This window comes from Hyalangium sp. (genome assembly GCF_045802625.1).
In the GTDB taxonomy this organism is placed as follows: domain Bacteria; phylum Myxococcota; class Myxococcia; order Myxococcales; family Myxococcaceae; genus Hyalangium.
In genome coordinates this window covers 107,799-132,933 of sequence record NZ_JBJMQP010000234.1, presented here as the reverse complement: position 1 = coordinate 132,933, position 25,135 = coordinate 107,799, and the positions used below count along the sequence as shown (strand labels likewise).

Annotated in this window: 23 protein-coding genes and 1 tRNA gene; 13 read left to right on the top strand and 11 right to left on the bottom strand. The window is 69.5% G+C overall.

Features of this window, described 5'->3' with window-relative positions:
* Positions 1-597: hypothetical protein (locus ACJ8AT_RS36765; protein WP_407742639.1), on the bottom strand; the 597-nt coding region annotated here is incomplete at its 3' end.
* Positions 598-609: 12 nt separating this feature from the next.
* Positions 610-1,218, bottom strand: coding sequence for a hypothetical protein (locus ACJ8AT_RS36760; protein ID WP_407742638.1), 609 nt, complete (start codon positions 1,216-1,218; stop codon positions 610-612).
* A gap of 249 nt (positions 1,219-1,467) precedes the next feature.
* On the opposite strand from ACJ8AT_RS36760, the gene ACJ8AT_RS36755 reads away from it, so the two are divergent.
* From ACJ8AT_RS36755 to ACJ8AT_RS36735, 5 genes are all read left to right on the top strand, one after another.
* A complete protein-coding gene (locus tag ACJ8AT_RS36755) occupies positions 1,468-2,331 on the top strand; it encodes a DMT family transporter (protein WP_407742637.1) in 864 nt (287 codons plus the stop codon).
* A 70-nt stretch (positions 2,332-2,401) separates the two neighbouring features.
* Positions 2,402-2,959: a hypothetical protein gene (locus ACJ8AT_RS36750; RefSeq protein ID WP_407742636.1), complete on the top strand. Its 558-nt coding sequence runs from the start codon at positions 2,402-2,404 to the stop codon at positions 2,957-2,959.
* Entirely contained in the window at positions 2,956-3,549 is a 594-nt protein-coding gene (locus ACJ8AT_RS36745) for a tRNA-uridine aminocarboxypropyltransferase (RefSeq protein ID WP_407742635.1), read from the top strand. Before ACJ8AT_RS36750 ends, ACJ8AT_RS36745 begins: the two co-directional genes overlap by 4 nt.
* A gap of 76 nt (positions 3,550-3,625) precedes the next feature.
* Positions 3,626-4,303 carry an anti-sigma factor family protein gene (locus ACJ8AT_RS36740; RefSeq protein WP_407742634.1) on the top strand — a complete coding sequence of 226 codons (678 nt, stop codon included), beginning with the start codon at positions 3,626-3,628 and terminating at the stop codon, positions 4,301-4,303.
* Positions 4,300-4,905, top strand: a complete 606-nt coding sequence (locus tag ACJ8AT_RS36735) for an RNA polymerase sigma factor (RefSeq protein ID WP_407742633.1) — start codon at positions 4,300-4,302, stop codon at positions 4,903-4,905. The genes ACJ8AT_RS36740 and ACJ8AT_RS36735 overlap by 4 nt, the downstream gene beginning before the upstream one ends.
* 21 nt (positions 4,906-4,926) lie before the next feature.
* Here the strand turns inward: ACJ8AT_RS36735 and ACJ8AT_RS36730 are convergent, their stop codons facing one another.
* Positions 4,927-6,336 carry a protein-disulfide reductase DsbD family protein gene (locus tag ACJ8AT_RS36730; RefSeq protein WP_407742632.1) on the bottom strand — a complete coding sequence of 470 codons (1,410 nt, stop codon included), beginning with the start codon at positions 6,334-6,336 and terminating at the stop codon, positions 4,927-4,929.
* 58 nt (positions 6,337-6,394) lie between these two features.
* Positions 6,395-8,179 carry an SPFH domain-containing protein gene (locus ACJ8AT_RS36725; RefSeq protein ID WP_407742631.1) on the bottom strand — a complete coding sequence of 595 codons (1,785 nt, stop codon included), beginning with the start codon at positions 8,177-8,179 and terminating at the stop codon, positions 6,395-6,397.
* 376 nt (positions 8,180-8,555) lie between these two features.
* Between ACJ8AT_RS36725 and ACJ8AT_RS36720 the strand changes: the two genes are divergently transcribed.
* From ACJ8AT_RS36720 to ACJ8AT_RS36690, 7 genes are all read left to right on the top strand, one after another.
* Positions 8,556-9,917, top strand: coding sequence for an IscS subfamily cysteine desulfurase (locus ACJ8AT_RS36720; RefSeq protein ID WP_407742630.1), 1,362 nt, complete (start codon positions 8,556-8,558; stop codon positions 9,915-9,917).
* 54 nt (positions 9,918-9,971) lie between these two features.
* A complete protein-coding gene (iscU, locus tag ACJ8AT_RS36715; RefSeq protein WP_407742629.1) occupies positions 9,972-10,376 on the top strand; it encodes a Fe-S cluster assembly scaffold IscU in 405 nt (134 codons plus the stop codon).
* A gap of 37 nt (positions 10,377-10,413) precedes the next feature.
* Positions 10,414-10,818, top strand: a complete 405-nt coding sequence (locus ACJ8AT_RS36710) for a HesB/IscA family protein (protein WP_407742628.1) — start codon at positions 10,414-10,416, stop codon at positions 10,816-10,818.
* A 240-nt stretch (positions 10,819-11,058) separates the two neighbouring features.
* Positions 11,059-11,625, top strand: coding sequence for a Fe-S protein assembly co-chaperone HscB (hscB, locus tag ACJ8AT_RS36705; RefSeq protein ID WP_407742642.1), 567 nt, complete (start codon positions 11,059-11,061; stop codon positions 11,623-11,625).
* The gene (hscA, locus tag ACJ8AT_RS36700; RefSeq protein WP_407742627.1) at positions 11,622-13,469 is read left to right on the top strand and encodes a Fe-S protein assembly chaperone HscA; all 1,848 of its coding nucleotides are present in this window, start codon (positions 11,622-11,624) and stop codon (positions 13,467-13,469) included. Before hscB ends, hscA begins: the two co-directional genes overlap by 4 nt.
* Position 13,470: 1 nt before the next feature.
* Positions 13,471-13,848: a 2Fe-2S iron-sulfur cluster-binding protein gene (locus ACJ8AT_RS36695; protein ID WP_407742626.1), complete on the top strand. Its 378-nt coding sequence runs from the start codon at positions 13,471-13,473 to the stop codon at positions 13,846-13,848.
* A gap of 76 nt (positions 13,849-13,924) precedes the next feature.
* A tRNA-Leu gene (locus tag ACJ8AT_RS36690) sits at positions 13,925-14,008 on the top strand.
* 58 nt (positions 14,009-14,066) lie between these two features.
* On the opposite strand, the gene ACJ8AT_RS36685 is transcribed toward ACJ8AT_RS36690, so the two are convergent.
* The 3 genes from ACJ8AT_RS36685 to ACJ8AT_RS36675 all read right to left on the bottom strand — a co-directional run bounded on the left by ACJ8AT_RS36685 (position 14,067) and on the right by ACJ8AT_RS36675 (position 19,270).
* Positions 14,067-16,553 carry a choice-of-anchor D domain-containing protein gene (locus tag ACJ8AT_RS36685; RefSeq protein WP_407742625.1) on the bottom strand — a complete coding sequence of 829 codons (2,487 nt, stop codon included), beginning with the start codon at positions 16,551-16,553 and terminating at the stop codon, positions 14,067-14,069.
* A 79-nt stretch (positions 16,554-16,632) separates the two neighbouring features.
* Entirely contained in the window at positions 16,633-17,724 is a 1,092-nt protein-coding gene (locus ACJ8AT_RS36680) for a lysylphosphatidylglycerol synthase transmembrane domain-containing protein (RefSeq protein WP_407742624.1), read from the bottom strand.
* Positions 17,717-19,270: an alkaline phosphatase family protein gene (locus ACJ8AT_RS36675; protein ID WP_407742623.1), complete on the bottom strand. Its 1,554-nt coding sequence runs from the start codon at positions 19,268-19,270 to the stop codon at positions 17,717-17,719. The genes ACJ8AT_RS36680 and ACJ8AT_RS36675 overlap by 8 nt, the downstream gene beginning before the upstream one ends.
* Before the next feature lie 124 nt (positions 19,271-19,394).
* Here ACJ8AT_RS36675 and omp85 point away from each other — a divergent pair, with 124 nt between their 5' ends.
* Positions 19,395-20,657: an Omp85 family outer membrane protein gene (gene omp85 / locus ACJ8AT_RS36670; protein ID WP_407742622.1), complete on the top strand. Its 1,263-nt coding sequence runs from the start codon at positions 19,395-19,397 to the stop codon at positions 20,655-20,657.
* 110 nt (positions 20,658-20,767) lie between these two features.
* Here the strand turns inward: omp85 and ACJ8AT_RS36665 are convergent, their stop codons facing one another.
* The 4 genes from ACJ8AT_RS36665 to ACJ8AT_RS36650 are packed head-to-tail and all read right to left on the bottom strand — an operon-like array spanning position 20,768 to position 25,116.
* Positions 20,768-21,847, bottom strand: coding sequence for a mevalonate kinase (locus ACJ8AT_RS36665; RefSeq protein ID WP_407742621.1), 1,080 nt, complete (start codon positions 21,845-21,847; stop codon positions 20,768-20,770).
* The gene (gene mvaD, locus ACJ8AT_RS36660) at positions 21,847-22,833 is read right to left on the bottom strand and encodes a diphosphomevalonate decarboxylase (protein ID WP_407742620.1); all 987 of its coding nucleotides are present in this window, start codon (positions 22,831-22,833) and stop codon (positions 21,847-21,849) included. Before mvaD ends, ACJ8AT_RS36665 begins: the two co-directional genes overlap by 1 nt.
* Positions 22,834-22,841: 8 nt before the next feature.
* On the bottom strand, positions 22,842-23,774 hold the full coding sequence (gene mvk / locus ACJ8AT_RS36655; protein ID WP_407742619.1) for a mevalonate kinase: 933 nt from the start codon (positions 23,772-23,774) through the stop codon (positions 22,842-22,844).
* A gap of 13 nt (positions 23,775-23,787) precedes the next feature.
* A complete protein-coding gene (locus tag ACJ8AT_RS36650) occupies positions 23,788-25,116 on the bottom strand; it encodes a hydroxymethylglutaryl-CoA reductase, degradative (protein ID WP_407742618.1) in 1,329 nt (442 codons plus the stop codon).
* Positions 25,117-25,135: the final 19 nt, after the last annotated feature.

Sequence of the window (25,135 nt, the reverse complement as noted above, 5' to 3'; positions counted from 1 at the left end):
GGGCAGGTGCTCGGCCAGATCACAAAAGCCTCGGTACACGGCGCGGATGCCCAGCAGGCCCACGGCGAACGGCAGGCCCAGGCCCGCGAAGAGCGCGGCGCCCGGATTGTCGAACACGCCCACCACCGTCCCCAGCAGCCACGCCGTGTAGAACGGAATCACGCCCATCAGCAGCACGGACATGGTGGCCTGGGCTCGCAGCGCCTGGGCCGTCACCAGCCGGAACGAGGCGTCCAGCCCCGACAGCTGCGTGTAGAAGTAGAAGGACGGCAGGCAGATGCACAGCGCGCCCAGGAAGGCCCCCATCAACGCCAGCGGCATCCACAGCACCGGGTGGCCCGCCTGGTACCAGGCCAGCGAGTGGCGCGGCGAGAACAGCGACGCGGCCAGCCCGAGCACCACTCCATGAATGGTGAGCCCCAGCACCGAGAGCGCGAGGAACTTCTGGATGATCTCCGGCAAGCCCGCCTCGTCCCGCATCAGCCGGTGGAGGCGATCCTCGCGGCGGAGGATGAGATCGAACATCCCGGGCATGGGAGCCGAAGCGGGCTCCGGCGTGGGAAGCGACGGGGAATCGAGCGTCGAGACAGTCTCCATGGCGGCCTCCGGTCAGGCGTCGAAGTGGAAGAGGGAGAACAGGATCATCAGCTCCGCGCCGATGACGCCCACCAGGGCCAGCCAGAGCGTGGCGTAGAGGCGGCTGTGCCCGGGCTCCAGCGCCTTCATGGTCCGCAGGAACACATCCACCATGCACACGCCCACGCCGGCGAACACGGTGAGGTTCACCGCCACGCGCACGAAGCCGTAGGGGAGCGCCAGCCCGAAGAACCAGGTGATGGGGATGCTCGCCAGCAGCGCCAGCGAGCCGAAGCTCACGGTGGTCAGCGCCGCCAGCAGCGTGGTGGACGCATCCAGCTTCGAGCCCAACGCCGAGTTGAGGATGTAGAGCGCCGGCAGCGCCAGCGTCCACGCCAGCCCCGCCGCCACCGGGGCCTTCACCAGCCCGCCCAGCATGCCGCCCCAGCCCTCGTGCAGCCGCATCACCAGCCCGTAGGCGGCGATGCCCAGCACCGCGTTCGCCAGCAGCACGGGGAAGATGAGCGGGCGCGGGCCGGGGCTCACTCGGCGATCCCTCCAGCGCAGGGTGAACTCCTCGGGTCGGCGCAGCGCCACCCCCACCTCGTGGAGGGCGGTGCGCAAGTCACTCGTCAGGCTCATGGGTGTTCCTCCTCTGCCCCACCCCTTGAGCACCCGCCGTGCCACCCCCTGTGGGCCGTCTTCTCGCGGGGTTGGCCGCCCCGCTGTCACCGCCGTTGACGGTGGCTGACGCCGCCCTTGACGCCTGCCCGCCCTGCCGCCGACTTCCTCGCGGTGGGCCATGGGCCCAGAGTCGGCGTTCACATCCGCGCGCCGTGGTCTAGGCTGCGGGCCCTCTCGGGCAGCGTGCCCGCTGATTCAGGAGCTCCTGTGCAGTACTTCTTCATGGTCGCGGTCGGGGCGACCCTCTGGGGCTTCTGGCCCCTCTTCCTGCGTCCCGCCGGGCTCACCGGCGTCCAGAACGCCCTGCTCGCCATGCTCACCATGGCCCTGCCCACCCCCTTCCTGCTGCGCCGCGAGGCGCTCAAGGATCGGCGCGCCACCGCGGCGCTCGTCATCATGGGCGCGGCCGATGGCATCAACGTGGCGCTGTACTTCGCCGCCGTGAACCGCGGGCCCGTGGCGGTCGCCGTGCTCACCCACTACCTGGCCCCGCTGATGGTGGCGCTCGTGGCGCCGTGGGTGGCCAGCGAGCGGCGCTCGACGCGGGCCCTCGTGGGCGCCCCGTTCACCTCGCTGGGGCTGGCCCTGCTCGTGTGGAAGCCGGGAGCGGACTTCTCCGGGTGGACGGCGTTGCTCGGCAGCGCGAGCGCCGTCCTCTATACCGTCTCCGTCTTCTGCGCGAAGGAGGCGGCGCGGGCCTGGAGCCCCCTGGGCGTCACCTCCGTGCACTCGGCCGTCGCGGTCGTCACGCTGCTGCTCCTGTTCGGCCCCAGCGCCCTGCCGCCAGTCCAGCCCTCGGCGCTCTGGGTCGTCGCGGGCGCGGTGCTGTGCTCGCTCACGGGCAACATCCTCTTCAACGCCGGCCTGCGGCGGATTCCCGCTGCGTCCACCGGCGCGCTCACCTATATGGAGCCGCTCACGGCCACCCTGGTGGGTTGGGTCTTCCTCCACGAGGCGCTCGGCGCCATGGGCCTGCTGGGAGGCGCCCTCGTGCTCGCCATGGGTCTCTGGGTGGCAACAGAGCCTCGGAACTCGGATTCGCCTTTACCATCAATTTCTGGTACTTCTTGAATAGCGCGCAACCCTGCTTGATACTATTAAAACCGTTGTTCTAGGAGCCCCTCTCTTCTAGCCGTGCCGTATGGACCCCCCCGCCGACAGCCGCGACTACCGAGTCCTGTTCTTCTGCCCCGCCTCCCATGCGCGACTGGAGCGCATCGAGGGGCCAGTCCGGCGTCTGTTGGCTCGCATCCAGGCTCCCGCGGCGGAGCTGGCGCCCATTGATGAGGCGGGCACGCTCAGCGAGGCCGGGTGGAAGGTGTTCATGGTGCGCTCGCTCACCGAGCGCTCCGCGGCCCACGCCCTGGCCGCCTACGTCAGCGAGATCACCTGCACGCTGGCGGCGGAGCTGGATGGGGAGGTGCTCGGGCTGTACGTGGACGTGACGGGAGACTCGGCGCGCATCTGCCGGTGCGGCCCGGAGGATGGGCCGGAGACGTTCGCGGGCCGCCGCCAGGTGGCGCTGGGCCGCACGGCCGAGTGGCTCGAAGTCTCTCCCACGAGCCTCTCAGCGCTGTTCCAGGTGGACATGCCGGACGACTACGAGCCGGACGCGGAGGATCGCTTCGTCGAGCAGAAGCTGCGCGAGGCCCGCGAGTTCATGGAGCAGTACCGGCGCACGAACAAGATCAGCACATGAGGTCTCGCACGCCGGTGGATCTCGCGGGCCGCTGCCCGCGGTGCTACCTGCCCACGCGGCTGTGCCTGTGCGCCGAGGTGCCGCGGCTGGAGACGTGCACCGAGTTCCTCGTCATCCGCCACAACAAGGAGAAGGAGAAGTCCACCAACACGGCGCGGATGGCGGCGCTCGCCCTGAGCCGGTGCCAGGTGCTGACGTATGGGGCGCCGGGCGAGCGGTTCGACGACTCGGTGTTGGAGGCGCCGGACACGTGGCTGCTCTTCCCGGATGGGCAGACGCCCGGGCCCAAGGCCCCGCCGGTGCGGCGGCTGGTGGTGCTGGATGGGAGCTGGGGGCAGGCCCGCCGGATGCTCCAGCGCGTGCCGGCGCTGCGGAGGCTGCCGGGGCTGGCGCTGCCGCCTCCGCCGCCCCATACCCGAAGGCTGCGCCGCCCGCCCAACCCCGAGGGCATGTCCACGCTGGAGGCCATGGCGGGCGCCGTGGCGCTGCTCGAGGGGGAGGAGCTGGCCCGGAGGCTCTACGCGCTGCACGAGCTGATGATCGATCGGGTCCTGGCCAGCCGGGGGCGGCTCGGAGAGCCCTGGGAGTGAGCCCGCACTTTTTCGACACGTGCCCGTGAAGGTTTTTTTCGCGGGGCCCACCAATCCGGAAAAGGAGACACCGGACATGGAAGGCTGCGACGCGTTCGAGCTGGCGATCGAGATGAGACTTCACGGGGCTCTGCCCTCCGAGCAGGGGCCGGCGCTGGAGGCACACCTGGCGACGTGCGAGCGCTGCCAGCGGTTCCTGCGCCGGGCCGAGGAGACGCAGCGGGCCATGGCAGCCAGCTCGTCCGCGCTCGCGGGAGCGGTGCCCCCGGAGCGGACGTGGGAGCAGCTCCAGCGGCTGATCCGCGGGGAGCGCACGTGGTTGTGGGGGCGCGCGGCCTTCATCGCGGCGATGGTGCCGGTGGTGGGCTTCCTGTCCGGGAGCTTCCTGTTGGCGGCCGGGGTGTTCGGTGTGATTGGTGGGGGGCTGCTGACCCTGAGGGTGCTCGACAACCGGAGGGCGGCGCGGGACGCGGCGCTGGTGGGCAGCTCGCGGGGGGACATGCTCGCGCTGTACCGTCAGCTGCTGGAGCGCAGAATCGCCCGGGCCTCGCGCATGCGCCGGGTGCTGCCGGTGCTCGGGATCACGGAGCTGACGCTCACCAGCTCGCGAGTGCCCTGGCCCAAGAGCCTGGACAAGGAGAGCATGACCTGGTTCGCGGTGGGCGTGTGCGTGCTGTGCATCGGGCGCGCGCTGTACCTGTCCTTCCAGGTGCTGCCCACGCTCCGGCGTGAGCTGGGAGCCAGCCAGTCATGAGCAGTGCACCGGTGCTGGCCCCCGAGCGGGAGGCGGCGCTGCTCGCCGCCATCCGAGGGCCGTCCGCGAGCACCCGTCAGACGGCATTCCAGGAGCTGTTCCAGGTCTTCCACGCGCCGCTGCTCGGGCTCTGTGCCCACCTGACGAAGGACCGCACCGAGGCGGAGGACGCGCTCCAGGAGGTCTTCCTCGCGCTGCACCGGGCCCTGCCGGGGTTTCGAGGCGAGTCCCAGCTCTCCACGTGGGTGTACCGGATTGCCCTGCGCACGGCGCTGGCGGTGCGGGCGCGGCGCCCCCGGGACACCTCGTCCCTGGATGCACAGTCACCCGCCATGGAGGTGCCCGACGCGGGAGTGGGTCCGGATCGGCTGGCCTCGGCGCGGCAGGAGTCCGCGCGGCTGGCACGAGCCATGGAGCGGCTCTCCCCCGAGCACCGGGCCGTGCTCTCGCTCTTCGCGCTGGAGGGGCTCTCGCACGCGGAGGTGGCCGAGGCGCTCGGCATTCCGCTGGGCACCGTCTGGTCCCGGCTGCACCTGGCGCGCAAGAAGCTGCTGGCCGAGCTCGATGAGCAGGGCGGACAAGGCAGCGGCCCGGACACGTGAAGGCGCGTCAGGCCGGGAGCGTCACTGGACCTTCTTGAGCTCGGCGGTGAACTGCTCCGGCTCGAGAAACCCGGTGACGCGGGGGTTCTTCAGGAGCTCCCCCTGGGAGGAGACGAAGGCCACGGTGGGCAGGCCCTTCACGCCGAAGCGATCCATCAGCGAATCCAGCGCATCCTCGCTGTTCGTCGCGTCGATCTTGATGCTGAGGAAGCGCCCGGCCTCGGAGATGACCTCGGGCGACGGGTACGTCTCGCGATCCAGCTCCTTACAGGCCGCGCACCAGTCCGCGAAGAAGTCGATCAGCACGGGCTTGCCCTGGGTGCGAGCCGTGGCGAGCACCTTCTCGAACTCGTTGGGGGAGAAGGAGGCCTCCTTGGCGGGCATCACCTGATGCCACTGGAAGACCGGGGCCTGGGGAGGCTGTGCCCAGCCGAGCTTCACCCAGAGCGCCCCGGTGGGCGCGGTGTCCATGGCGCCCACGCGGATGATGATGGCGAACACCACGAGCGCCACGGCCGCGGACTTCACGGCGAACTCCCGAGCCGAGGACTTGAACGACAGGTGCACGGCGCCAATGAGCACCCCCACGGCCGCGAAGGCGCCGGTGATGAAGGCACCCGGCACCCGGCCCACCTGAGCAGCCACACCCTTCACGGTGTCTCGGGCCCAGGGGAACGCATCGCGTAGGTACGAGAAGGCAAGCGCCACCAGGATGATGCCCAGCACGCTCTTCACCCACTCCATCCACTCGCCGCCGCGAGGCAGCCGCACGGTGAACACGCCAATGAGGAAGAAGGGCACGCCAATGCCCAGCGCGTAGATGAAGAGCAGCCCCGCGCCGAGCCCCGTGTTCGCCGTCTTCGCCACGAAGGCCAGCAGGCCGGTGAGGACCGGCCCGGTGCACGGCGCCGCGAGGAACCCGGACACGCTGCCCATGAGGAACGCGCCGGCCACGCCCGCGCCCCCCACGGAGTTCAACCGCTGCTGCAGGCCATAAGGCAGGGCCAGCTCGAAGGCCCCGAACATGGAGGTGGCGAGCACCAGGAGGAACACCGCCAGCCCCGTCACCACCGCGGGGTTGCCGAGCATGGTGCCGAAGGCCTGTCCCGTCTTGGCCGCCAGCACTCCGAGCGCGCTGAAGACCACTCCCATGCCAACGATGTACGAGGAAGTGAGCACCAGCGCCTTCCCCCGCCCCTCCGCCTTCCGAGCGCCGAAGACGGACACGGTGATGGGGATGAGCGGGTAGACGCAGGGCGTCAGGGACGTGAGGAGGCCGCCGGCGAACACGACGGCGGCCCCCAGGAACAAGCTGCCCGAGGCCAGGAACTTCGTGGCATCCAGCCCGGCGCTGGGGCCGGTGGGCATGAGCCAGGGGATGACGACCACGGCGATGCCGCACACCGCGGCGAGAATCCCAACCTTCTTCACGACTGACGACCTCCTGTGCTCCCTCGCCCTCCTTATATACGCCGAACCGGGGGGCCGGTTACTGCGGCGGCTGGGTGGGGCTGGGAACCTTCAGGCCCGCAGAACGCGCGAGCCCCATGACCCCTTCCACGGCGGCGGCGATGTAACCAAACGGATTGGCGCCATCCACCGCTGTGACATGGACCTCGCCCATCTTCTGCTGGAAGGCGGCCGCCACCTGGGGGAGCTGCTGCGCCAGCGTCATCTGGATGACCTCCGGGCTCAGCGTGTTCTCGATGTCGCGCATCGTCTTGGCGCGGGAGAGCTCCAGCTCCTGAGCCACGGTGAGCTTCTTCGTCTCGAACTCGGCGATGGCCAGCTCCGCCTCGGCGATGGCGCGGCGGGCCTGAGCCACCTGCACCTGGGCCTTGAGGCGCTCCACCTCCTGCATCGTCGCGGCGAGCTGCCCCTCGTGCCGGGCCCCAGCGGCCTCCTGCTCGTGGCGGATCTTCTCCATCTCCGCCTGCTGCTCCTGGCGGATGCGCTCCAGCTCGGCCTCGGCGCGGGCGGCGGCCAGGGTACGCTCGTGGGTGAGCTCGGCCTCGGCCATGGCACGCTCGTGGGCCAGCTTCGCCTCGGCCATGCGCGCCTCGCTGGCCAGCTGCTCCAGCTTGGCGGCCTCCTCGGCCTCCTGCTTGCGCTGGCGCAGCTCCAGCTCGGCGTTCAGCTTGGTGAGCGCCACCTCGCGCTCGCTGGCGGCAATGCCCTGCTTGAGCGCGCGATCCTGCATCAGCTTCGCCTCGGCCACGCGCGACTCGGTGGCGAGCTGCTCCAGCTTGGCGGCCTCCTCGGCCTGCTGCTTGCGCTGGCGGACCTCGATGTCCGCGTTGAGCTTGGCCAGCGTCACCTCGCGCTCGGTGGCGGACTGGCCCTGCTTGATGGCGCGCTCCTGGGCCAGCCGCGCCTCGGTGACGCGCGCCTCGGAGGACAGCTCCTCCAGCCGGGCCTGCTCCTCGGTGACGGTGCGCTTCTGACGGACCTCCTCGTCCGCGGCGAGCTTCGTCAGGGCGATGACGCGCTCGGCCTCGGCCTCCTCGCGGCGGAGGAAGCGCTCCTTGGCCAGCTCCGCCTCACGCGCCTGGCGCTCCTGCTCGCGGCGGAAGCGCGCCTGCATGTTCTCGAAGACGGTGGCGCTGAGCACCCGCACGTCCTGGATCTCGATGGTGTCGATGACGACGCCCCACCCGGCGTCCGTGCTGTCATCGAGCCGGCCGTGGCCGGACACCACGGGGGCAATCTCGCGCATGAGCTCGGTGGCGATGCCCTCCTTGCGCTTGGTGAGGCACTCCTCGACGGAGAGGTTGGCCACCAGGCGCCGGGCGGCGCCGACGAACATCTCTCGCAGCAGATCCTGCAGCTTCTCGGAGGCGCGCTCCGGGAAGGAGAAGTTGAGCATCCGGAACGCCACGAGCGGATCGACGATCCGGTACACGGCGAGGCCCGTCACCGACACGCCGACCTTCTCGCTCGTCACCTGGTCCGCGGTGAACTGGAGCCGCTGCACGCTGGTGGGGACGATGGCCACCGCGTCGCCGGGGAACTTGAAGCAGCTGGCGCCCTGGCCGGAGACTTCACGGACGCGGCCGCGGCGCATGTGGATGAGGAACTCGCTGGGCCGGGCGGTGATGAGGCCCCACTTCTTCATCTTCTCGGGGTCCTCCTCGGGCTTGCCCGCCCGCCAGCCGGTCTCGTAGCGGGTGCCGTTCGGGCCGTTGGGCTCCTTCACCAACTGCATCCGAGTCTCGGTGCTGTTGCCTGCGTTGTTGCTGCCATTCATCCGGTTCTGCTTCTCGCTGGCGCTCATGGGTTCGCCCTCCGCGAGGACAGCAGTGCAGAGAAGCGGCCAAGTCCCGCTTTACGTGCTTCCAGGTACTTACCGGATGCGGGTGCCCCATTCCGGAGCAGTTGCCTCGAAAGGGCGCAGGCGGAGGTGCGCCAAGCCGGAGCGGTTCCATGGAATTGAACCAAGGTGGCGCGAGGGGGCCCCCAGGGCTCACTGGTGAGCCCTCAGCCCCGGCGTCTAAGCCCTGCGCCCTACAGCCAACCCCCCGCGCCTACACCCTGGGATGGAGCGTGCGTCGCTCGGATGTTCCCTTGACCGCGAGGTGCTCGCTTTAATATTAGACCGTCCTGGTCCACATTGGTGGGTCAATGTAGGCCAGCGGGAAGGTTTTCGAGAGATGAAGCTGCCCATCTACATGGACAACCACGCCACCACCCCGCTGGATCCGCGGGTGCTGGACGCCATGCTGCCCTACCTGCGCGAGGACTTCGGCAATGCCGCCTCGCGCAACCATGCCTTCGGCTGGAAGGCCGAGGCCGCGGTGGAGCTGGCCCGCAAGCAGGTGGCGGAGCTGATCGGCGCCTCGGACAAGGAGATCGTCTTCACCTCCGGCGCCACCGAGTCCGACAACCTCGCCATCAAGGGCGTCATCGAGTTCTACAAGGCCAAGGGTGACCACATCATCACCCTGAAAACCGAGCACAAGGCCGTGCTGGACACCTGCAAGCGCCTGGAGCGCATCCGCCAGGAGCGCCTGGACGAGCTGAAGATGCTCCGGCTCTCGCAGTTCGCCGAGACGGACGTCACCCAGGACAACCTCTCGGAGCTCGCGGCCAGGCACCGCATCGAAGAGGACGAGACCTATCAGAAGTGGGCGCAGCTCCCCACCGGCGGCGCGCGTGTCACCTACCTGGACGTGGAGAAGGACGGCCAGGTGAGCCTGGAGAAGCTGGCGGCGGCCATCACCGACAAGACGGTGCTGGTCTCCATCATGTTCGCCAACAACGAGATCGGCACCGTGCAGCCCATCGCCGAGATCGCCAAGCTGTGCCGCGAGCGCGGCGTGCTCTTCCACTGCGACGCGGTGCAGGGCATCGGCAAGCTGCCCTTCAATGTGGAAGAGCTGAAGGTGGACCTGGTCTCCATCTCCGCTCACAAGATGTATGGCCCCAAGGGCGTGGGCGCCCTCTACGTGCGCCGCAAGCCGCGCGTGCGCATCGCCCCCATCATCGACGGCGGCGGACACGAGCGCGGCATGCGCTCGGGCACCCTGAACGTGGCCTCCATCGTGGGCTTCGGGAAGGCGGCGGAGCTGGCCCGGGAGGAGATGGCCGAGGAGTCCGCTCGCATCTTCCGCCTGCGCGAGAAGCTGCGCACCGGCATCCTCAGCCAGCTCGACATGGTGACGGTGAACGGCTCCCTGGAGCACCGCCTGCCGGGCAACCTCAACGTGTCCTTCGCCTACGTGGAGGGCGAGGCGCTGATGATGTCCATCAAGGACGTGGCGGTGTCCTCGGGCTCGGCGTGCACCTCCGCCTCGCTCGAGCCCTCGTACGTCTTGCGAGCGTGCGGCGTGGAGGAGGACATGGCGCACAGCTCCATCCGCTTCGGCATCGGACGCTTCAACACCGAGGAAGAGGTGGACTATGTGGCCCGGCTGGTGGTGGACAAGGTCCGCAAGCTCCGGGACATGAGCCCCCTGTACGAGATGGCCAAGGAAGGCATCGACCTGAAGAGCATCGAGTGGACGGCACACTAGCCAGCAGCCCGTTGCCGACACACCGGGTCCGTTAAAAGATTTGGAAGGAGTCCCATGGCTTACAGCGACAAGGTCATCGAGCACTACGAGAACCCCCGCAACGTGGGGACGATGGACAAGGAAGACCCCAACGTGGGCACCGGCCTGGTGGGCGCGCCCGCCTGCGGCGACGTGATGCGCCTGCAGCTGAAGATCACCGACGAGGGCGTCATTGAAGACGCCAAGTTCAAGACGTTCGGGTGCGGCTCGGCCATCGCCTCCAGCTCGCTCGTCACCGAGTGGGTGAAGGGCAAGACGGTGGACCAGGCGATGACCATCTCCAACAAGGACGTGGCGCGCGAGCTGTCGCTGCCCCCGGTGAAGATCCACTGCTCGGTGCTGGCCGAGGACGCCATCAAGGCCGCCATCGAGGACTTCAAGAAGAAGCGCCAGGCGCGGCAGAGCAAGCAGTCCGCTTGAGTAAAGGCCTGCCCAGCAGGCCAGGAGACGTGCCGTGATGAGTGAGCAGACGACCCCACAGCCCCAGCAGCCCTCCTCGGCGTCTGCCCCCGCGCCTACCGGCAAGCCGGCCGGCAAGGGCATCATCCTGAGCGACAGCGCCGTGAAGCGGCTGCGCTTCCTGCTGGAGCAGCGGCAGACGCCCGAGGCGGGCCTGCGGCTGGCCGTGAAGGGCGGCGGCTGCTCGGGCCTGCAGTACGCCATGGAGTGGACGGAGAAGCCTCGCGAGCGCGACAAGATCTTCGAGCGCGACGGCGTCCGCGTCTTCGTGGACCCCAAGAGCTTCCTGTACCTGATGGGCACGGAGCTGGTGTTCGAGGAGGGCCTGATGGGCTCGGGCTTCAAGCTCCAGAACCCGAACGTGAAGAGCGCGTGCGGCTGCGGCGAGAGCTTCACCGTCTAGCCGAGCGCCCGGAGCCCAAGGGAGCGAGCCAGCCCCTCCCCGGCCGCCGGAGGGCGGGGGCAAGAGGGAACGGCTCCCAGGCGCTCCCCCCATGCACAGCCAGAGCACATACGACATTTCAGAGGGCTCGGCTTGAGACCGGGCCTTTTTCATTTTCGCCCGCCAGGAGTGGACACCGTGAAGTGTTGGAACTGTGAGAAGGAGACGGGCGGGCGCCCCTTCTGCCCGGCCTGCGGAAAGATCGCCGCGCGGCCCCCAGGCGCCACGCTCTTCGACGTCTTCGAGCTTCCCCCCAGCTACGACGTGGACATCCCGGCGCTGGAGAAGCGGTTCCGCGATCTGTCCCTCCAGCTCCACCCGGATCGCTTCGCCCAGGCGGACGCGCGCGAGCGGCGCCTGTCGCTGGAGCAGACCACCGCGCTCAACGAGGCCTACCGGACGCTGAAGGATCCCGCGCGCCGGGCCTTCTACCTGCTCAAGCTGCACGGCGTGGACATGGACCGCGAGGACGCGGGCCCCCAGAAGGACATCCCCCTGGACTTCCTCGAGGAAGTCATGGAGCTGCGCGAGGAGCTGGAGGGGGCCATGCACGCCAAGGATCTGACGCGCGCCCAGGCCATGGCCGTGGATGTCACGGCGCGCCAGCGCGAGGCGCTGCACGAGGCCGCGGACGCCCTGCGGGCCCTGCGCGACGGTGTGGAGGAGGCCGCGCTGGTGAAAAAGGCATCGCACGCCCTGGGACGGGTGCGGTACTTCACGCGCTTCCTCGAGCAGGTAGAGGAGTTCGAGGAGGAGGCAGTGGTGTGAGCAAGAACGGCTATCTGCAGATTCACGATCCCCTGAAGCCCAAGGGGTACGCGGTGGGCATCGATCTGGGGACCACGAACTCGCTGGTGGCCTCGGTCATTCACGGCAAGCCCCAGTGCCTGCCGGCGGACGAGGGCGACGCACGGCTGCTGCCCTCGGTGGTGCACTACGCGAAGGACGGGGGCGTGGTGGTGGGCTCGCGGGCGCGGAAGCTGGCGGCCGAGCACCCCACCGACACCATCATCTCCGTGAAGCGCTTCATGGGCCGCAGCCCGGAGGATCCCGAGACTCGGAAGCTGGGCCACTACAAGTTCAAGGAAGGGCCCAGCCGCGTGGTGCGCTTCGACGTGGTGGGAGGCCAGCCGGTGACGCCCATCGAGGTGTCCGGGGAGATCCTCCGCGCGCTCAAGCGCCGCGCCGAGTCCCACTTCGCCGGCAAGGTGGAGCAGGCCGTCATTACCGTGCCCGCCTACTTCGACGACGCCCAGCGCCAGGCCACCAAGGACGCGGGCCGGCTGGCGGGCCTCGAGGTGCTGCGGCTGCTCAACGAGCCCACCGCCGCGGCGCTGGCCTACGGCCTGGACAAGGGCAGCCAGGGCACCTTCGCGGTGTATGACTTGGGCGGCGGCACCTTCGACATCTCCATCCTCAAGCTGGTGGAAGGCGTGTTCGAGGTGAAGTCCACGGGCGGAGACTCGGCGCTGGGCGGAGATGACTTTGATCGCGCCATTGCCCAGCGGGTGCTCCAGGCCCTGGGCCAGGGCTCGCCCTCCCCTTCCCTGGTGGCGGAGGTGCTCGCCGCCGCGCGCAGGACGAAGGAGGCGCTCACGGACGCGCCCGAGGCGGAGCTCGTCGCCGGCGGCCACCGTCAGCTGATCCAACGCCAGGACTTCGAGTCCTGGATCCAGCCGCTCATCCAGAAGACGGGCATCGTGTGCCGGCGCGCGCTCAAGGACGCGGGGGTGACGGCGGCGGAGCTGGACGGGGTCATCCTCGTGGGCGGCGCGACGCGAGTGCCGGCGGTGCGCCGCTACGTGGCGGAGCTGTTCGGCCGCGAGCCGCTGGGCGACATCGATCCGGATCAGGTGGTGGCGCTGGGCGCGGCGGTGCAGGCGGACTTGCTCACCAACGCGGACCGTCAGGACGAGGTGCTGCTGCTGGACGTCATCCCCCTGTCGCTGGGGCTGGAGACGATGGGCGGCATCGTCGAGAAGCTCATCCCTCGCAACTCCACCATCCCCACGGCGGCGGCCCAGGTCTTCACCACGTTCAAGGACGGGCAGACGGGGCTGGACGTGCACGTGCTCCAGGGCGAGCGCGAGGCGGTGGAGGACTGCCGCAGCCTGGCGCGGTTCAAGCTCTCGGGCATCCCCCCCCTGCCCGCGGGCATCGCCCGGGTGGAGGTGCGCTTCCAGGTGGACGCGGACGGCATCCTCTCGGTCACCGCCAAGGAGCAGAGCACCGGCGTCACCCAGTCCATCACCGTGAAGCCCAGCCACGGGCTCACGGATGAGGAGATCGAGCGCATGCTGCTCGACTCCATTGATCACGCCGAGGAGGACATCCAGCTGCGCCAGCTCCGCGAGCAGCGCGTGGAGGCCGAGCGGGTGCTCATGGATGCCGCCAAGCAGCTCGGCGAGCACGGCGCCCTGCTCCAGGACGGCGAGCGAGCAGCCATCGAGTCAGCGCTGGAGCGGGTGCGCCAGCTGGCCCAGGGCGAGGACTCGCACGCGCTCAAGGAGGCCATCCACGCCCTGGACGAGCTCTCCCGTCCGTTCGTCGAGCGGGTGATGAACCAGGCCATCCGCCAGGTGGTCGCCGGCCATTCCGTGGAGGAGTACTGAGGTGCCGAAGGTCCACTTCAAGAGCCCGCTGGACGACGCCACCGTGGAGGTGAAGCCGGGCACCACGCTGCTGGAGGCCGCCGAGTCGTGCGGCGCCCACGTGGGCCATAGCTGTGGCGGGGTGTGCGGGTGCTCCACCTGCCACGTGTGGATCCGCAAGGGGCTGGCTTCACTCTCCGAGCAGTCGGACGCGGAGATGGACCGGTTGGACATGGGCTTCGACGTGCGGCCCTACTCCCGGCTGAGCTGCCAGTCGGAGGTAGGCTCGGAGGACCTGCTGGTGGAGATCACCGAGGAGTCCCTCACGGCCTTCATGGACGAGAACCCGGCCCTGCGGCACCAGCTGGAGGCCCAGGGGAAATGGCCCCTGAAGAAGTGATGTTGTAGGAGTCGTTCGTGCTTGACGGGGGCGCGGCGGTTCCCTATATGTCCGCCCCCACAGCGGCACCCCACCTGCCCAGGTGGTGGAATTGGTAGACACACTAGATTCAGGGTCTAGCGCCTGCAAGGGCATGGAGGTTCGAGTCCTCTCCTGGGCACTGAAGAAGGGCCCCGGCTTTACGGCCGGGGCCTTTTTTCTTTTCCGCGCTCCGAGTTCTACCCTCGCGCTCCGCTTCGCCGCCGCGAGCCCAGGGCCACCAGCAGCGCCAGCATCCCCGCGCCGCCCGCCTCGGTGCTGCCGCAGCCGCAGCCTCCTCCCGGCACCGTGCCTGTCACGGGAATCACCCCCTCGGGCTCGGTGGCCCCCTCCAGCCAGACCTGCACCTCGTTCTGCGAGGTTCCCCCTCCCTGCGGACGGAAGGACACCTGGAAGGAGGCGCTGCCTCCGGGGGGGATGGGCTGGACCTCCTCCGCCCGCTCCAGCGTGAAGGGCGTCCCCTGAGCCTCCCTCAGCTTCACCACCACCCGCTGCTCCTCCGAGAAGGTGTTGGTGAGGGTGATCACCTGGGGCTCGGCCGCCATGCCCTCCTCCACGCGACCGAAGTCCAAGCTCCCAGGCTTGAAGGTAAGGACATGCGTCACGGCCTGGCCCCGCAGCGCCACGCTCACCACTGGCAAGAACTTCACCTCCACCTGCGAGCCCTGCTTCGGAGGGGAGGCGGTGATGCCCAGGAGGGACCCATCGTGAGACTCCTGGCCGGGCCCGTAGCTGATCATCAGCTCGGTGGACGCGCCAGGGCCCAGCGTGCGCCCTTCCCAGCTCTCCGCATCGATCCCGAAGTGCCTGGCTGGGTAGCCGGGCTCCCCTGGCCTGGCGATGACGACGGGATCGCTGCTCAGGTTGGTGACGGTGACAGGCAGATAGATCCTACTGCCTCCAACACGCACCAGACCGAAGTCCAGCGCCGGGGGCGTGAAGGAGAGAACAGCGGGGAGGCCTTGCCCATGCAGTGCCACGACGAACCGCACGGCGGGCTCGCTGAAGCTGGCCACCAGCCTGGCGCTCACCTCGGACTCAGCTTGAGGAGTGAAGGCCACCGCCACCTCCTGCGCCTCGCCCGGCGCCAGGACGAGCGGCAGCGTCGGCCGCTTCACGGAGAACGGCGAAGCCACGGCTCCCTCCACCTGCAGCGCGGAGAGCGTCACGGACGCTCCGGTGTCATTGGTGATGCGCACCTTGCGCGCCATCGCGGTGTTGTTGACGAGCTGCTTTCCGAACTCCAGCGCCGCCGACACATGGAGCTGGCTGATGCCCTGGCCGGTGAGGGGCACGGCCATGCTCGGTGCGTTGGGATCATCCGAGTCCACCCTCAGCATGCCGGAGAATGGCCTCTCCGCATCCGGCTGCACCCTCACCGTCACTTCCACGGAGTTGCCCGGATCCATCATTACGGGCAGCGAGGGCGCCGTCAGGCTGAAAGCGGCCGCGTCCACCCCACTCAGCCCCAACGCGCTCAGGGTGAGCAAGTGGGTGCCCGTGTTGGTAAGCGTCAGCGTGCGGGGAGCGGAGGGGCTGCCCACCTGCACATCTCCGAAGTCCACCTGAGTCGCCGACAACTGTAACTCCAGAGGAGGAGTTCCTGCCCCAGCCAGAGGAACGGCGACGCTCGGCCTGCCCGCGTCATTGGTGGCCAGGGTGAGGGTGCCCGGGAACGAAGCTGGGACGGTGGGGGTGAACGTCACATTCAGGGTCCCACTGCCTCCAGCCGGCACGGCGAGCGCGCTCGGAGTGACGCTGTAGAAGCCAGCCCCAGAGCCACTCAGCGAGAGGTTGCTGACGGTGAGCGTCCCTGAGCCCGCGTTGCTCACTGTCACGGGCCGCACCGCGCTGGCGCCGATTCGCTGCGGTCCGAAGTCGAGCGAGGCCGACACCGAGGCCATGGGCCTCACCCCGGTGCCCGTGAGCAGAACGGCGGGAACAGGGGGGCTGTCGGCCTCGTCGGTGGTGAGGGTGAGCCGGGCCGGAGCCGCCCCTTCCTCCGAGGGAGAGAACGTCACCGTGAAGCGGCTGCTCCCATTCACCGGGACCGTAAGCGTGCTCGGATCGATGCGGTAGGACGTGGCCCCCGCGCCCTCGAGCTCAGCCCTCACCTGAAAGGGAGCATCCCCCACGTTGTGCACCTCGAGGGACTGGCTCGCACCTGGGCCCCCCACGCCCTGTTCCCCGAAGGCGAGCCTGGAGGGGCGGGGATCAGCCGCCGATGCCACCCCCGTACCGGCGAGCTCAATGGGCACCTGGGGGGTGTACGAATCACTACTGGAGACCGTGAGGACGCCCGGGGCCGGCCCCAGGGCCGTGGGGGAGAACCTCACTTGGAGATCCTCGGATAGGAGCCACGTGACTCCGAAAGGCACACGTGAAGCGCCCGAGTAAGGGCCCGTGGCAGCCAGGCCGGTGATAGCGAGATCGTATTCACTATTGATGTCCGTCACCTTCACGCCTCGAGCCGGGCCGGTGGTGCCTCGCTTCTGGTTGCCCAAATCCAAGAAGTTGGATGAGAGCTCGAGGCTGCGCTGCATGATCGGAAGCGCCGAGGCCTGCTGCCGCAACGAGTCCCCTGAAGCCAGTGGCCCCACGTCCTCGGGGCCACAGGAGCTCAGCAAGCCCAGAGACAGCCCAGTCACCACAAGAAATCGGAACATCGGCCCCCCTCAGCACGAGGGGTACAACGCTACTCGGGCGGCGCTCTTCACGGGAGGCCTTTCCACGTGCTCCTTTGGCTCACTGCGGCAGCGGCTCCACGGCCTCGTGGGCCACGTGGTGCGCGGCTTCCCGGGCCAGACTGCCGCCGCGCCTCAAGTCCTTCAGGCGCAGCTTGCGCTGGTGCACGGAGATGGCCCCCACCGCCACGTTGGCGACCACCGTGCCCAGGTGGGTGAGCGTGGAGAAGGCCGCCGCGTCCGCCTCCGAGGCGCCCAGGCTGCGCGCCGCCCAGCTCGTGACGAAGTAGTACAGCCCCATGCCCGCCGGCACGCCCGGCACGGCTTGCCCCAGCGCAATGGCCCCCAGGACGACGGCGCCAGCGAACAGCCCCCCGGGGATGCCCAGCCCGTGCAGCGCCATGCCATAGCCCACCGAGGGCGCCAGCACGGGCCCCACGGAGTAGGCCAGCGCCACCGCCATGCCCCGGAAGCTGCGCGCGGTACCCAGCCCGTCCGCCACATGCTGGAGCAGGTTCTCCAGGCGCGGCATCCGGTGGCGCCGGTGCAGGGCTCGGGCGAGCGGCCGCGAGTAGTGCGCCAGCAGCACCACCAAGGCCACCAGCCCAACGCACAGGGACAGCGCCACCTCCAGGGTGCCCTTGAAGTGGGCCATCGTCTTGCCGAAGGGCCCGAGGAAGGACACGGCCACCAGCAGCATCAGCGCGGCGAACTCCAGCAGCTTGCACACCGCCACCGAGCCCACGCTCTGCAGGAAGGGAATGCGCTGGGTGCGCCCCAGCAGGAACGCGCGGATGATGTCGCCCAGCTTCCCCGGCAGCACGTTGTGCGTGAAGGAGCCAATGGCCACCAGGTGGTAGCGCTCGCGGAACGGCACCTTGCGCTGGAGCGTCTGCTGCCACTGGAGCGCGCGCAGCGGGATGATCAGCGCCTCCAGCAGCATGAAGGGGATCAGCCACTTCAGGTGGCCCGGCAGCTCTCGGAAGAACTTCCCCAGGGGAAAGCGCGGCACGAGCAGCGGACCGGGCTCGCGCAGGTTCCAGTGAAAGAAGGCGGTGGAGATCAGCACCACGGTGATCACAGCGCCCACGACGCCCAACAGCGCGTGGAGGAGCGCCTTGCCCCGAGGTGCCCGCTCCCCGCGCTCAGGCACGGTAGGCCTCCGAGAGCCGCTGGTGCAGCCGCACGCAGTGGCTCAGGCCCGAGAGATCCACGGGCGCGTCGCTCGGCCAGGCCACCACGCTGCGCGTCTCCGTCTTCGTCAGCCCGCCATGCGAGCCGAACTCCCAGGCGAAGCCCACCGTGTCTCCAGGCCGCACCGCATCGCCAAAGAGCACCAGATCTCCCGCGGTGCGCAGGTGCGGCAGCTCGCGCAGGAAGTCCGCCACCGCGCGCTTGGAGAACTCCTCCGCGAGCGGCGCGCTGCCAAGCTCCTCCGGGCCGTACACCCCACCCTTCACCAGCGCCACGGCGGCATCTCCGCGCCGCAGCGCCACGAGCCCGATGTCCGGATGCCGGGCGGCCCGGGCCACCACGTCCCGGTGGTGCGCGAGCAGCTCCGAGGCCTCCAGCGGCGTCTGCTCGCGCGTGAGGTAGACGTGGGCGAAGTTGCCGGACTCGATGACCACTGGCGAGTCCGTCCCGCGCGGTGCCCGCGCGGCGCCCGCGGGGCGTCCATCCAGCAGCCCGCGCTGGATGTCCTCCGAGAGCGGCACCGGCGGCCCGCGCAGGAGCAGTTCCTCCAGGTGCTGGCCCTGGCGCTGCTCGAACGGGAGGCTGCCCACGTGGCCGTGATCGGTGACGAAGACGATGTCATACGGGTGCTCGACACACCGGGACATGGCGTACAGCTCTGCCAGGTAGGCATCCACGCGGTACAGCTCCGCGAGCGCCTGCTCCGAGCGCGGCCCGCGCCGGTGGGACACCTCGTCGTAGTTGCCGAAGACAAGGTAGATGGCGGGCACCCCGCGCACCATGTCCACCAGCGCCTTGGTGTGCACGAAGCTCCAGCCCAACCGCTGCAGCATGACGCGGCTGAGGAGGAAGCCCCGCTCGTGGCGCCAATCCCCCAGCGCATGCGCCCAGCGCCAGATCTCCTGCACCGCCCGCCACGAGTCCGCCCCGAACGAGCGCAGGTATTTCCACGGGCTCACCGTGCGCGCCACGAGCAGCCCCTCCATCTCCGCGGACAGCGAGCGCGCCATGATCTTCAGGCTCGCCAGCGTGCTCATGCACAGCCGGTTGTGCGCGCCCGCATGGAACAGGGAGAAGTACGTGTGCCCGCCGTCCGCGAGCAGGCTCGTCCCCTCCCGCCGGCCGAGCCGCTGTTCAATGTGCAGCGCATCCCGCGGGGTGTTCATCTGCACCTTGCGGCCCAGCTCGCGATCGAACCACGTATAGGCCGGCAGGTTCGGGTGCTCGAGCCCATAGAGCAGGCCCGCCTGGAAGAACGGCGTCGACGCGGGCGAGCCCCAGAAGGCCTCCTCGAAGTGGTACGCGCCCGAGCGCATCAGCCGCGAGAAGAAGGGCATGCGCTCGGTTCGGATGGCGTCCTCCAGCAACTCCTTGGGGACACCATCCAGGTGGATGACGAGCAACCGCCGCGCCTGCTTGGACTTCACGGGCGGCACCTTCCGGCGGATGCGCCGGGCCAGCGTGCACGCCCATGTCTGCAACTCCGAGGTGATAACCCTGCTCACGTGGCTCACGTTGTCGGCTCCCCGTTTTGAAGAGCGAAGATGAGCACGCTGGGGAGCGGCGGCAGCGAGTGCGCGGAAGCTTTCTTGGAGAGCGAGCAGGCAAATCCACCCTCTGTGAAATGGGATGCAGAGCCCTGGCCCGCTGGGGCATGACGGGGGCCGCATGCTGCTACCCGTACTCCTGTCCTTCGTCATGAGCGCCACGCCCACGGACGTGAACGCCACGCCCACGGACGTCAGCGCCACGCCCACGGACGTGCGCGCCACACCCACGGACTCAGCTCCCCCAGATGTCAAGCCCCGCAAGGACAAGGTCGTGGATGGCGTCGCGGTGCCCTTGCTGAGCTTCAACTCGGACTTCGGCGTCGGCTACGGCGTGGTGGGCGGCATGTACATCTACGGTGACGGCCACGAGCCGTACAAGCACGCGATCGGCGCGCAGGTGTTCCTCACCAGCCGGGGCATCCGCAACCACTACCTGCGCTACGACGGGCCTCGGCTGCTGGGGCCGCTGCGCGTGGAGGCGCGCCTCGAGTACCGGCGAGAGTTCCTCAGCCCGTTCTACGGCGCGGGCAACCGCTCGGCGCCGGAGTTCAACGGGAATGAGGATGACCCCCGGTACAACTACGACAGGAACTCGTCGGGGGCATGGCTGCGTCTGCGTGGCCACCTCCTGGGCGATGACCATCCGCTCCAGGCGTACGCGGGCTATTCGTGGAAGTACATGAAGATCAACCCGTACGAGGCCTCCATGCTGGAGGAGGTTCACCCGCTGGGCATCGAGGGCGGCTCGTCGGGGCAGCTCCTGGCGGGAGTGCTCTGGGACACCCGAGACAACGAGTCGGACCCGGCCACGGGCGGAGTGGAGGAGCTGGACGTGCGCTTCTCGTCGCACGCGACAGGCAGCCGCTATCAGTACGCGGGGCTGACGCTGAGCGAGCGGCGCTACTTCCAGCTCTCGTCGCGGTTCACGTTCGCGCTGCGCATGATGGTGGACGTGCTCTTCGGCGAGGTGCCCTTCTTCGAGTGGGCCTCGGCAGGCGGGGTGCTCTTCACCGAGGGCGTGGGAGGGATGAGCAGCGTGCGGGGCGTGGACCGCAACCGGTTCTCGGGGAACATCAAGGCGTTCTCGAACTCGGAGCTGCGCTTCCGTGCCTTCGACATGAGGCTGCTCGGCCAGCAGATGTCCCTGGGCGCGGCGGCGTTCCTGGACCTGGGGCGGGTGTGGCATCCGGGTACCGTGGACGGAGCCTGGTATGCGTGGCACCCGGGGGTGGGCGCGGGCCTGCGGGTGATGCGACGCGCGGCGGTCATCCGGCTCGACTACGCGCTGTCCACGGAGACACACGAGCACCGCATCTACATGAACTACGGCCACATGTTCTGAAGCTCGGCCAGAGCGATGACCCGCCCCTCCCTGTGCGCTACCCGTAACCCCCGAGGGTCCCTGCCGGGCCCAGCCGCTCGAAACCAGTCTGACAGTCAGACCGGTTCGCGCTAAGCGTGCGCGTCGAGCCAGGCGCGCAGCCTGAGGTCCACCTGGGCCTCGCCGCGCAGCCCGGGCTCCACCTCGAGCATCATCGAGTGGAAGCCACGCGCCTCCAGGCCCTTCATCAGCTCGGCGCGAGTCTCCGGGTTCGGGGCGAAGAGGATGCAGCCGTCTCCACCGCCCGCTCCGGACTGCTTCCCCGCGCAGCCGTAGGACGCGGCAATCGCCAGGATCCGCCGCATCGCCTCCGTCTCGGTCGGCCCCAGTTCCTGCAACAGCGCTTGCTGGGCCGTCACCGCTTCCTTGAACGCTCGGAAGTCCCCGCCGCTCAGCCCTGATTCGAGCTCGTGTCCCACCGCGTCCGAGCGCGCCACGAACGCCTGGCGGGCCGCCTCGTCCATCCGCGCTTCGACCTGGGAGATCAGCACCCGCGTGGAGGCGCTCTCGCCCGTGAAGGCATACGCCAGCGCCACCTTCGGCGAGGGCAGCCGCCACACATCCACCGCAGGAGACTCCATCAACGCCGCGCGGAAGCCTCCCGCGTTCGAAGTGGCCGCAAGCCCCGCCACTTCATACCGCCGATAGCGCAACACGCCCCCGGCGAAGCTCGCCGCCACATCCCCACCGCTCCCTTTCCCACCCTGCCCCAGCGCATGCGCCACCAGCGCCAGCTTCAGCGTGTCGAAGCGCTCCTCCAGGATGAACCGGACCGCGTCCGCCGCCAGCACCGTGGCGCACGCGCTCCCGCCCATGCCCAGCTTGAGGCCTCCAGGCCCCACCGCCGACGGCGCCACCGCCAGCTCGAAGCCCACGCTCTGCCGACCATGCGCTCGCAGCGCCTCATCCAACGTCCGAGCCACGAAGGCAAAGCCCGCCGGCACCGCTCCGTCCCACCGCACGCCCTTGGGCGTCGCGCTCCCCTTGAGCGTGCCCTCCTCCAGGCACACGTGCACCCGCGCATCCGCCCGCCTGCGCACGAAGGCCGCCGTCCGAGGTGCCACCGCCGCCACCCTCGCCACCCCGCCCCACAGCACCGCGTACTCGCCCGAGACGAACAGCTTCCCCGGCGCCGACAGGGCCCGTTCCATCAGAAGAGGTGCTCGCTCTTCAGTACCGCATCCCCGCCCGGCACGCAGCGCACCACGTCCGCCGCGCCACACGCCAGCGCCAGCGCCTCGGCCACCACCTCATGCGCCGCGTCCGTCAGCAGCACCGGGTTCGGCCCCGCATCCAGCGTGAACCACACCGGCATCCCCTTCTTCCGCTGCTCGCGCAGGTGCTCGATCAGCTCCAGCGTGTTGGCGTGCAGGTAGCAGAGCGGTGGATTCGCCGCGAGCGCCGTCGAGTGCATCCTCCACGCGTTGCGCTCGGCCAGCTCCCCCAGCGCCTGCAAGTCCTTGCGCTGGATCAGCTCCACCGCCCGAGGCACCTCCGCCTCCGCGTCCTTCACCCACGCCGCGTAGTACGGGCTGGTCTCCACCGTGTGCTTCATCCCATCCCGCGACTTCACCTCCTTCTCGTCGCGGTTGAGGATGGCCACCACCATGCGCAGCTCCGGCCAGTGCCCCGCATCGAAGCGCTGCACCGCGTAGCTGTCCGTCCCATCCGGCCGCTCGCCGCGGAGCCACTCGCAGAAGCCGCCCTGCACGCTCCGGCACGCCGAGCCGCTCCCCAGCCTCGACAGCAGGCTCGCCGCCTTGGGGTCCTCCGGCAGCCCCGCCGCCGCCCTCGCCGCCACCGCCAGCGCCGCGAAGCCCGCCGCGCTGCTGGCCAGCCCCGCCGCCGCCGGGAAGTCTCCGCGAGACACCATCCTCGCGGGCCCCAGCTTGCCGCCCGTCTCCGCTCGCACCGCTTCGAGCACTCGGAGCACGCGTTCGCGCTCGCTGCCCTTGGCGTGGTGGCCGTTGATCTCCACCTGCTCCGAGCCCGCGCCGAACTCCACCGTCGTGGTGACGGACAGGGGCGCCAGCGTCAGGGACAGGCTGGATTGATGGGGAAGAATCAGCGCGTCATCCCGCTTCCCCCAGTACTTCACCAGGGCGATGTTGGGATGGGCCAGGGCCGTCGCTTTCATGGAAGCACTCACAGAGCCCGCGGTCCCGCGAGCTGACTGCTGAAGCACCGCACCCCGAGCTTCAGCAGCTTCGCCACCGCTGGCTCGGGCTCGAGAAAGAGGCCAATCACGGCACCACCATCACCGCCGGCCCCCGTCAGCTTCGCGCCCAGGGCTCCCAGGCCACGCAGCTGGTACACCATCTGCTCCAGCGGCGGGGAGGACAGCCCCAGCGCCGCCAGCAAGCCCTGGTTGACGTTCATCGCGTCTCCCAGGCCCTCTAAATCCCCCGCCTCCACCGCCTTCGCGCCCTCGGTGGCCACCGTGCCGATCTGCTGGAACAGGCGGCCATACCGGGCCGGCCAGCGCGCCTGCCGCTCGCGCAGCGCCGCCACCGTCTTCTTCGTGGGGCTGCGCTGGCCCACCAGCGCCACCAGCACCTTGAGCGGCCGAGGGCTCTTCACCGCCCGCGCCCGCCCCGAGGACTGGTTGGGCAGGCGCTTGTAGAGGATGAGCTGCTGCTCGGCGCTCGTGGTGTGGTCCACGCCGGAGGGTGTGCCGTGGAACTCCTGCTCCATCTCCAGCGCCAGCTTCGCCACCTCGGCCGGAGCGTCCTTCCTCCCGGCCGCCTTCAGCAGCACCCGCGAGCACGCCACCGAGAGCGCCGCCGAGCTGCCCAGCCCCATGGACAGCGGCAGCTCGGACTCCATCGTCACCTTCACGCCAGGAGTGCCGCACAGGTTCGCCGCGCGCTGGAAGGCCCCCGTCAGCAGCGCCTTCTGCGCCCGGCTCAGCGTGCCCGGCAGCGCCAGTTGGCAGCGCTTGGAGCTCACGCCCCGGGCCGTCACCCCGTAGCTCAAAGGCCCCGCGAGCGCTGGGTGCCCATACACCACGCTGTGCTCGCCCAGCAGGATGACCTTGCCCGCACCGAAGCCCGTCAGGGACTCCCTCTGTGGATCCATAAAGGAGCGCCAGCTAGCCCGTGGTCCCCGTGGCCTGCGCGGCCTCGTCCGCCGACAGCGCGGCGATGATCTCCCGGGCCTTCTCCACCTTCACGTGCCCGGCCTTCACCAGCTCGTTGGCGATCTTCTCCACCCAGTCGCCGCGAGCCCCCGCCGTCACCGCCACGCACCGCGCGTGCAGCGCCATGTGGCCCTTCTGGATGCCCACGCTGCCCAGCGCTCGCAGCGCCGCGAAGTTCTGCGCCAGCCCCACCGCCGCGATCACCATGGACAGCTCGCGCGCCGAGCTCACCCGCATCATCTTCAGCGCCACCTGCACGCCCGGGTGCACCTTGATGGGCCCGCCCACCGTGCCCAGCGCCAGGGGCAACTCAATGCGCCCCACCAGGTGCCCTTCCTCCAGATACCAGGTGGACAGCGGCCGGTACTGGCCCTCGCGGCACGCGAAGGCATGCGCCCCGGCCTCGATGGCCCGCCAGTCCTGCCCGGTGGCAATGGCCACCGAGTCAATCCCGTTCATCACGCCCTTGTTGTGCGTGGCGGCGCGGTACGGGTCCGCCTCGGCGAAGCGGCTGGCCTGGGCAATGCCCTCGGCGATGGCCTCGCCGGACATCTCGAAGTCCGCCAGCAGCGGCACCGGAATCCGGCACATGGCCCGCGCCAGCCGCTTGTCCGCTAGGTTCGAGAGGATCCGCAGGTACACCTTGCCGCCGGTGAGCTGCTCAATGAGCGGCGCCACGCCCTCGGCCATGGTGTTGATGAGGTTGGCGCCCATGGCCTCCTGGGTGTCGATGATCAGGTGGACGATGAGCAGCGGCTCGCCGCGCGGGCCCTCGGGGGCCGGCAGCAGGCGGACCTCCACGTCCTTGGCTCCGCCGCCCCGGTTCACCATGGCCGGGTGGAAGCTGTTGGCCAGCGCGAGGATCTGCTCCTTGGCCTCGAGGATCTTCTGCGAGGCCTGGGACGGATCGCCGAACCGCGTCACCTGCACCTGGCCGATCATCATCGAGGCGTCGGCCTCGGCGGTGAAGCCCCCGGCCTCGCGGACGATCTTCGCGGCGAAGGACACCGCGGCCACCACCGAGGGCTCCTCGACGGCCATGGGGACGATGTAGTCGCGCCCGTTGACCATCATGTTCAGCCCCAGGCCCAGGGGCAGCGAGAACGTGCCCACCGCGTTCTCGATCATCTGGTTGGCCAGCACCGGCCGCAGGGCGCCCACGCCGCGCAGCTGCTCCAGCTCCTCCTCCGAGAGTTGGAACATCCGGCCCAGCTTCGCGAGGCGTTCCTCCATCGGCAGCTTGTGGAACCCTGCGAGCCTGGACGTCACGATGTCAGACATGTGTTTCCCTTCCCAACCT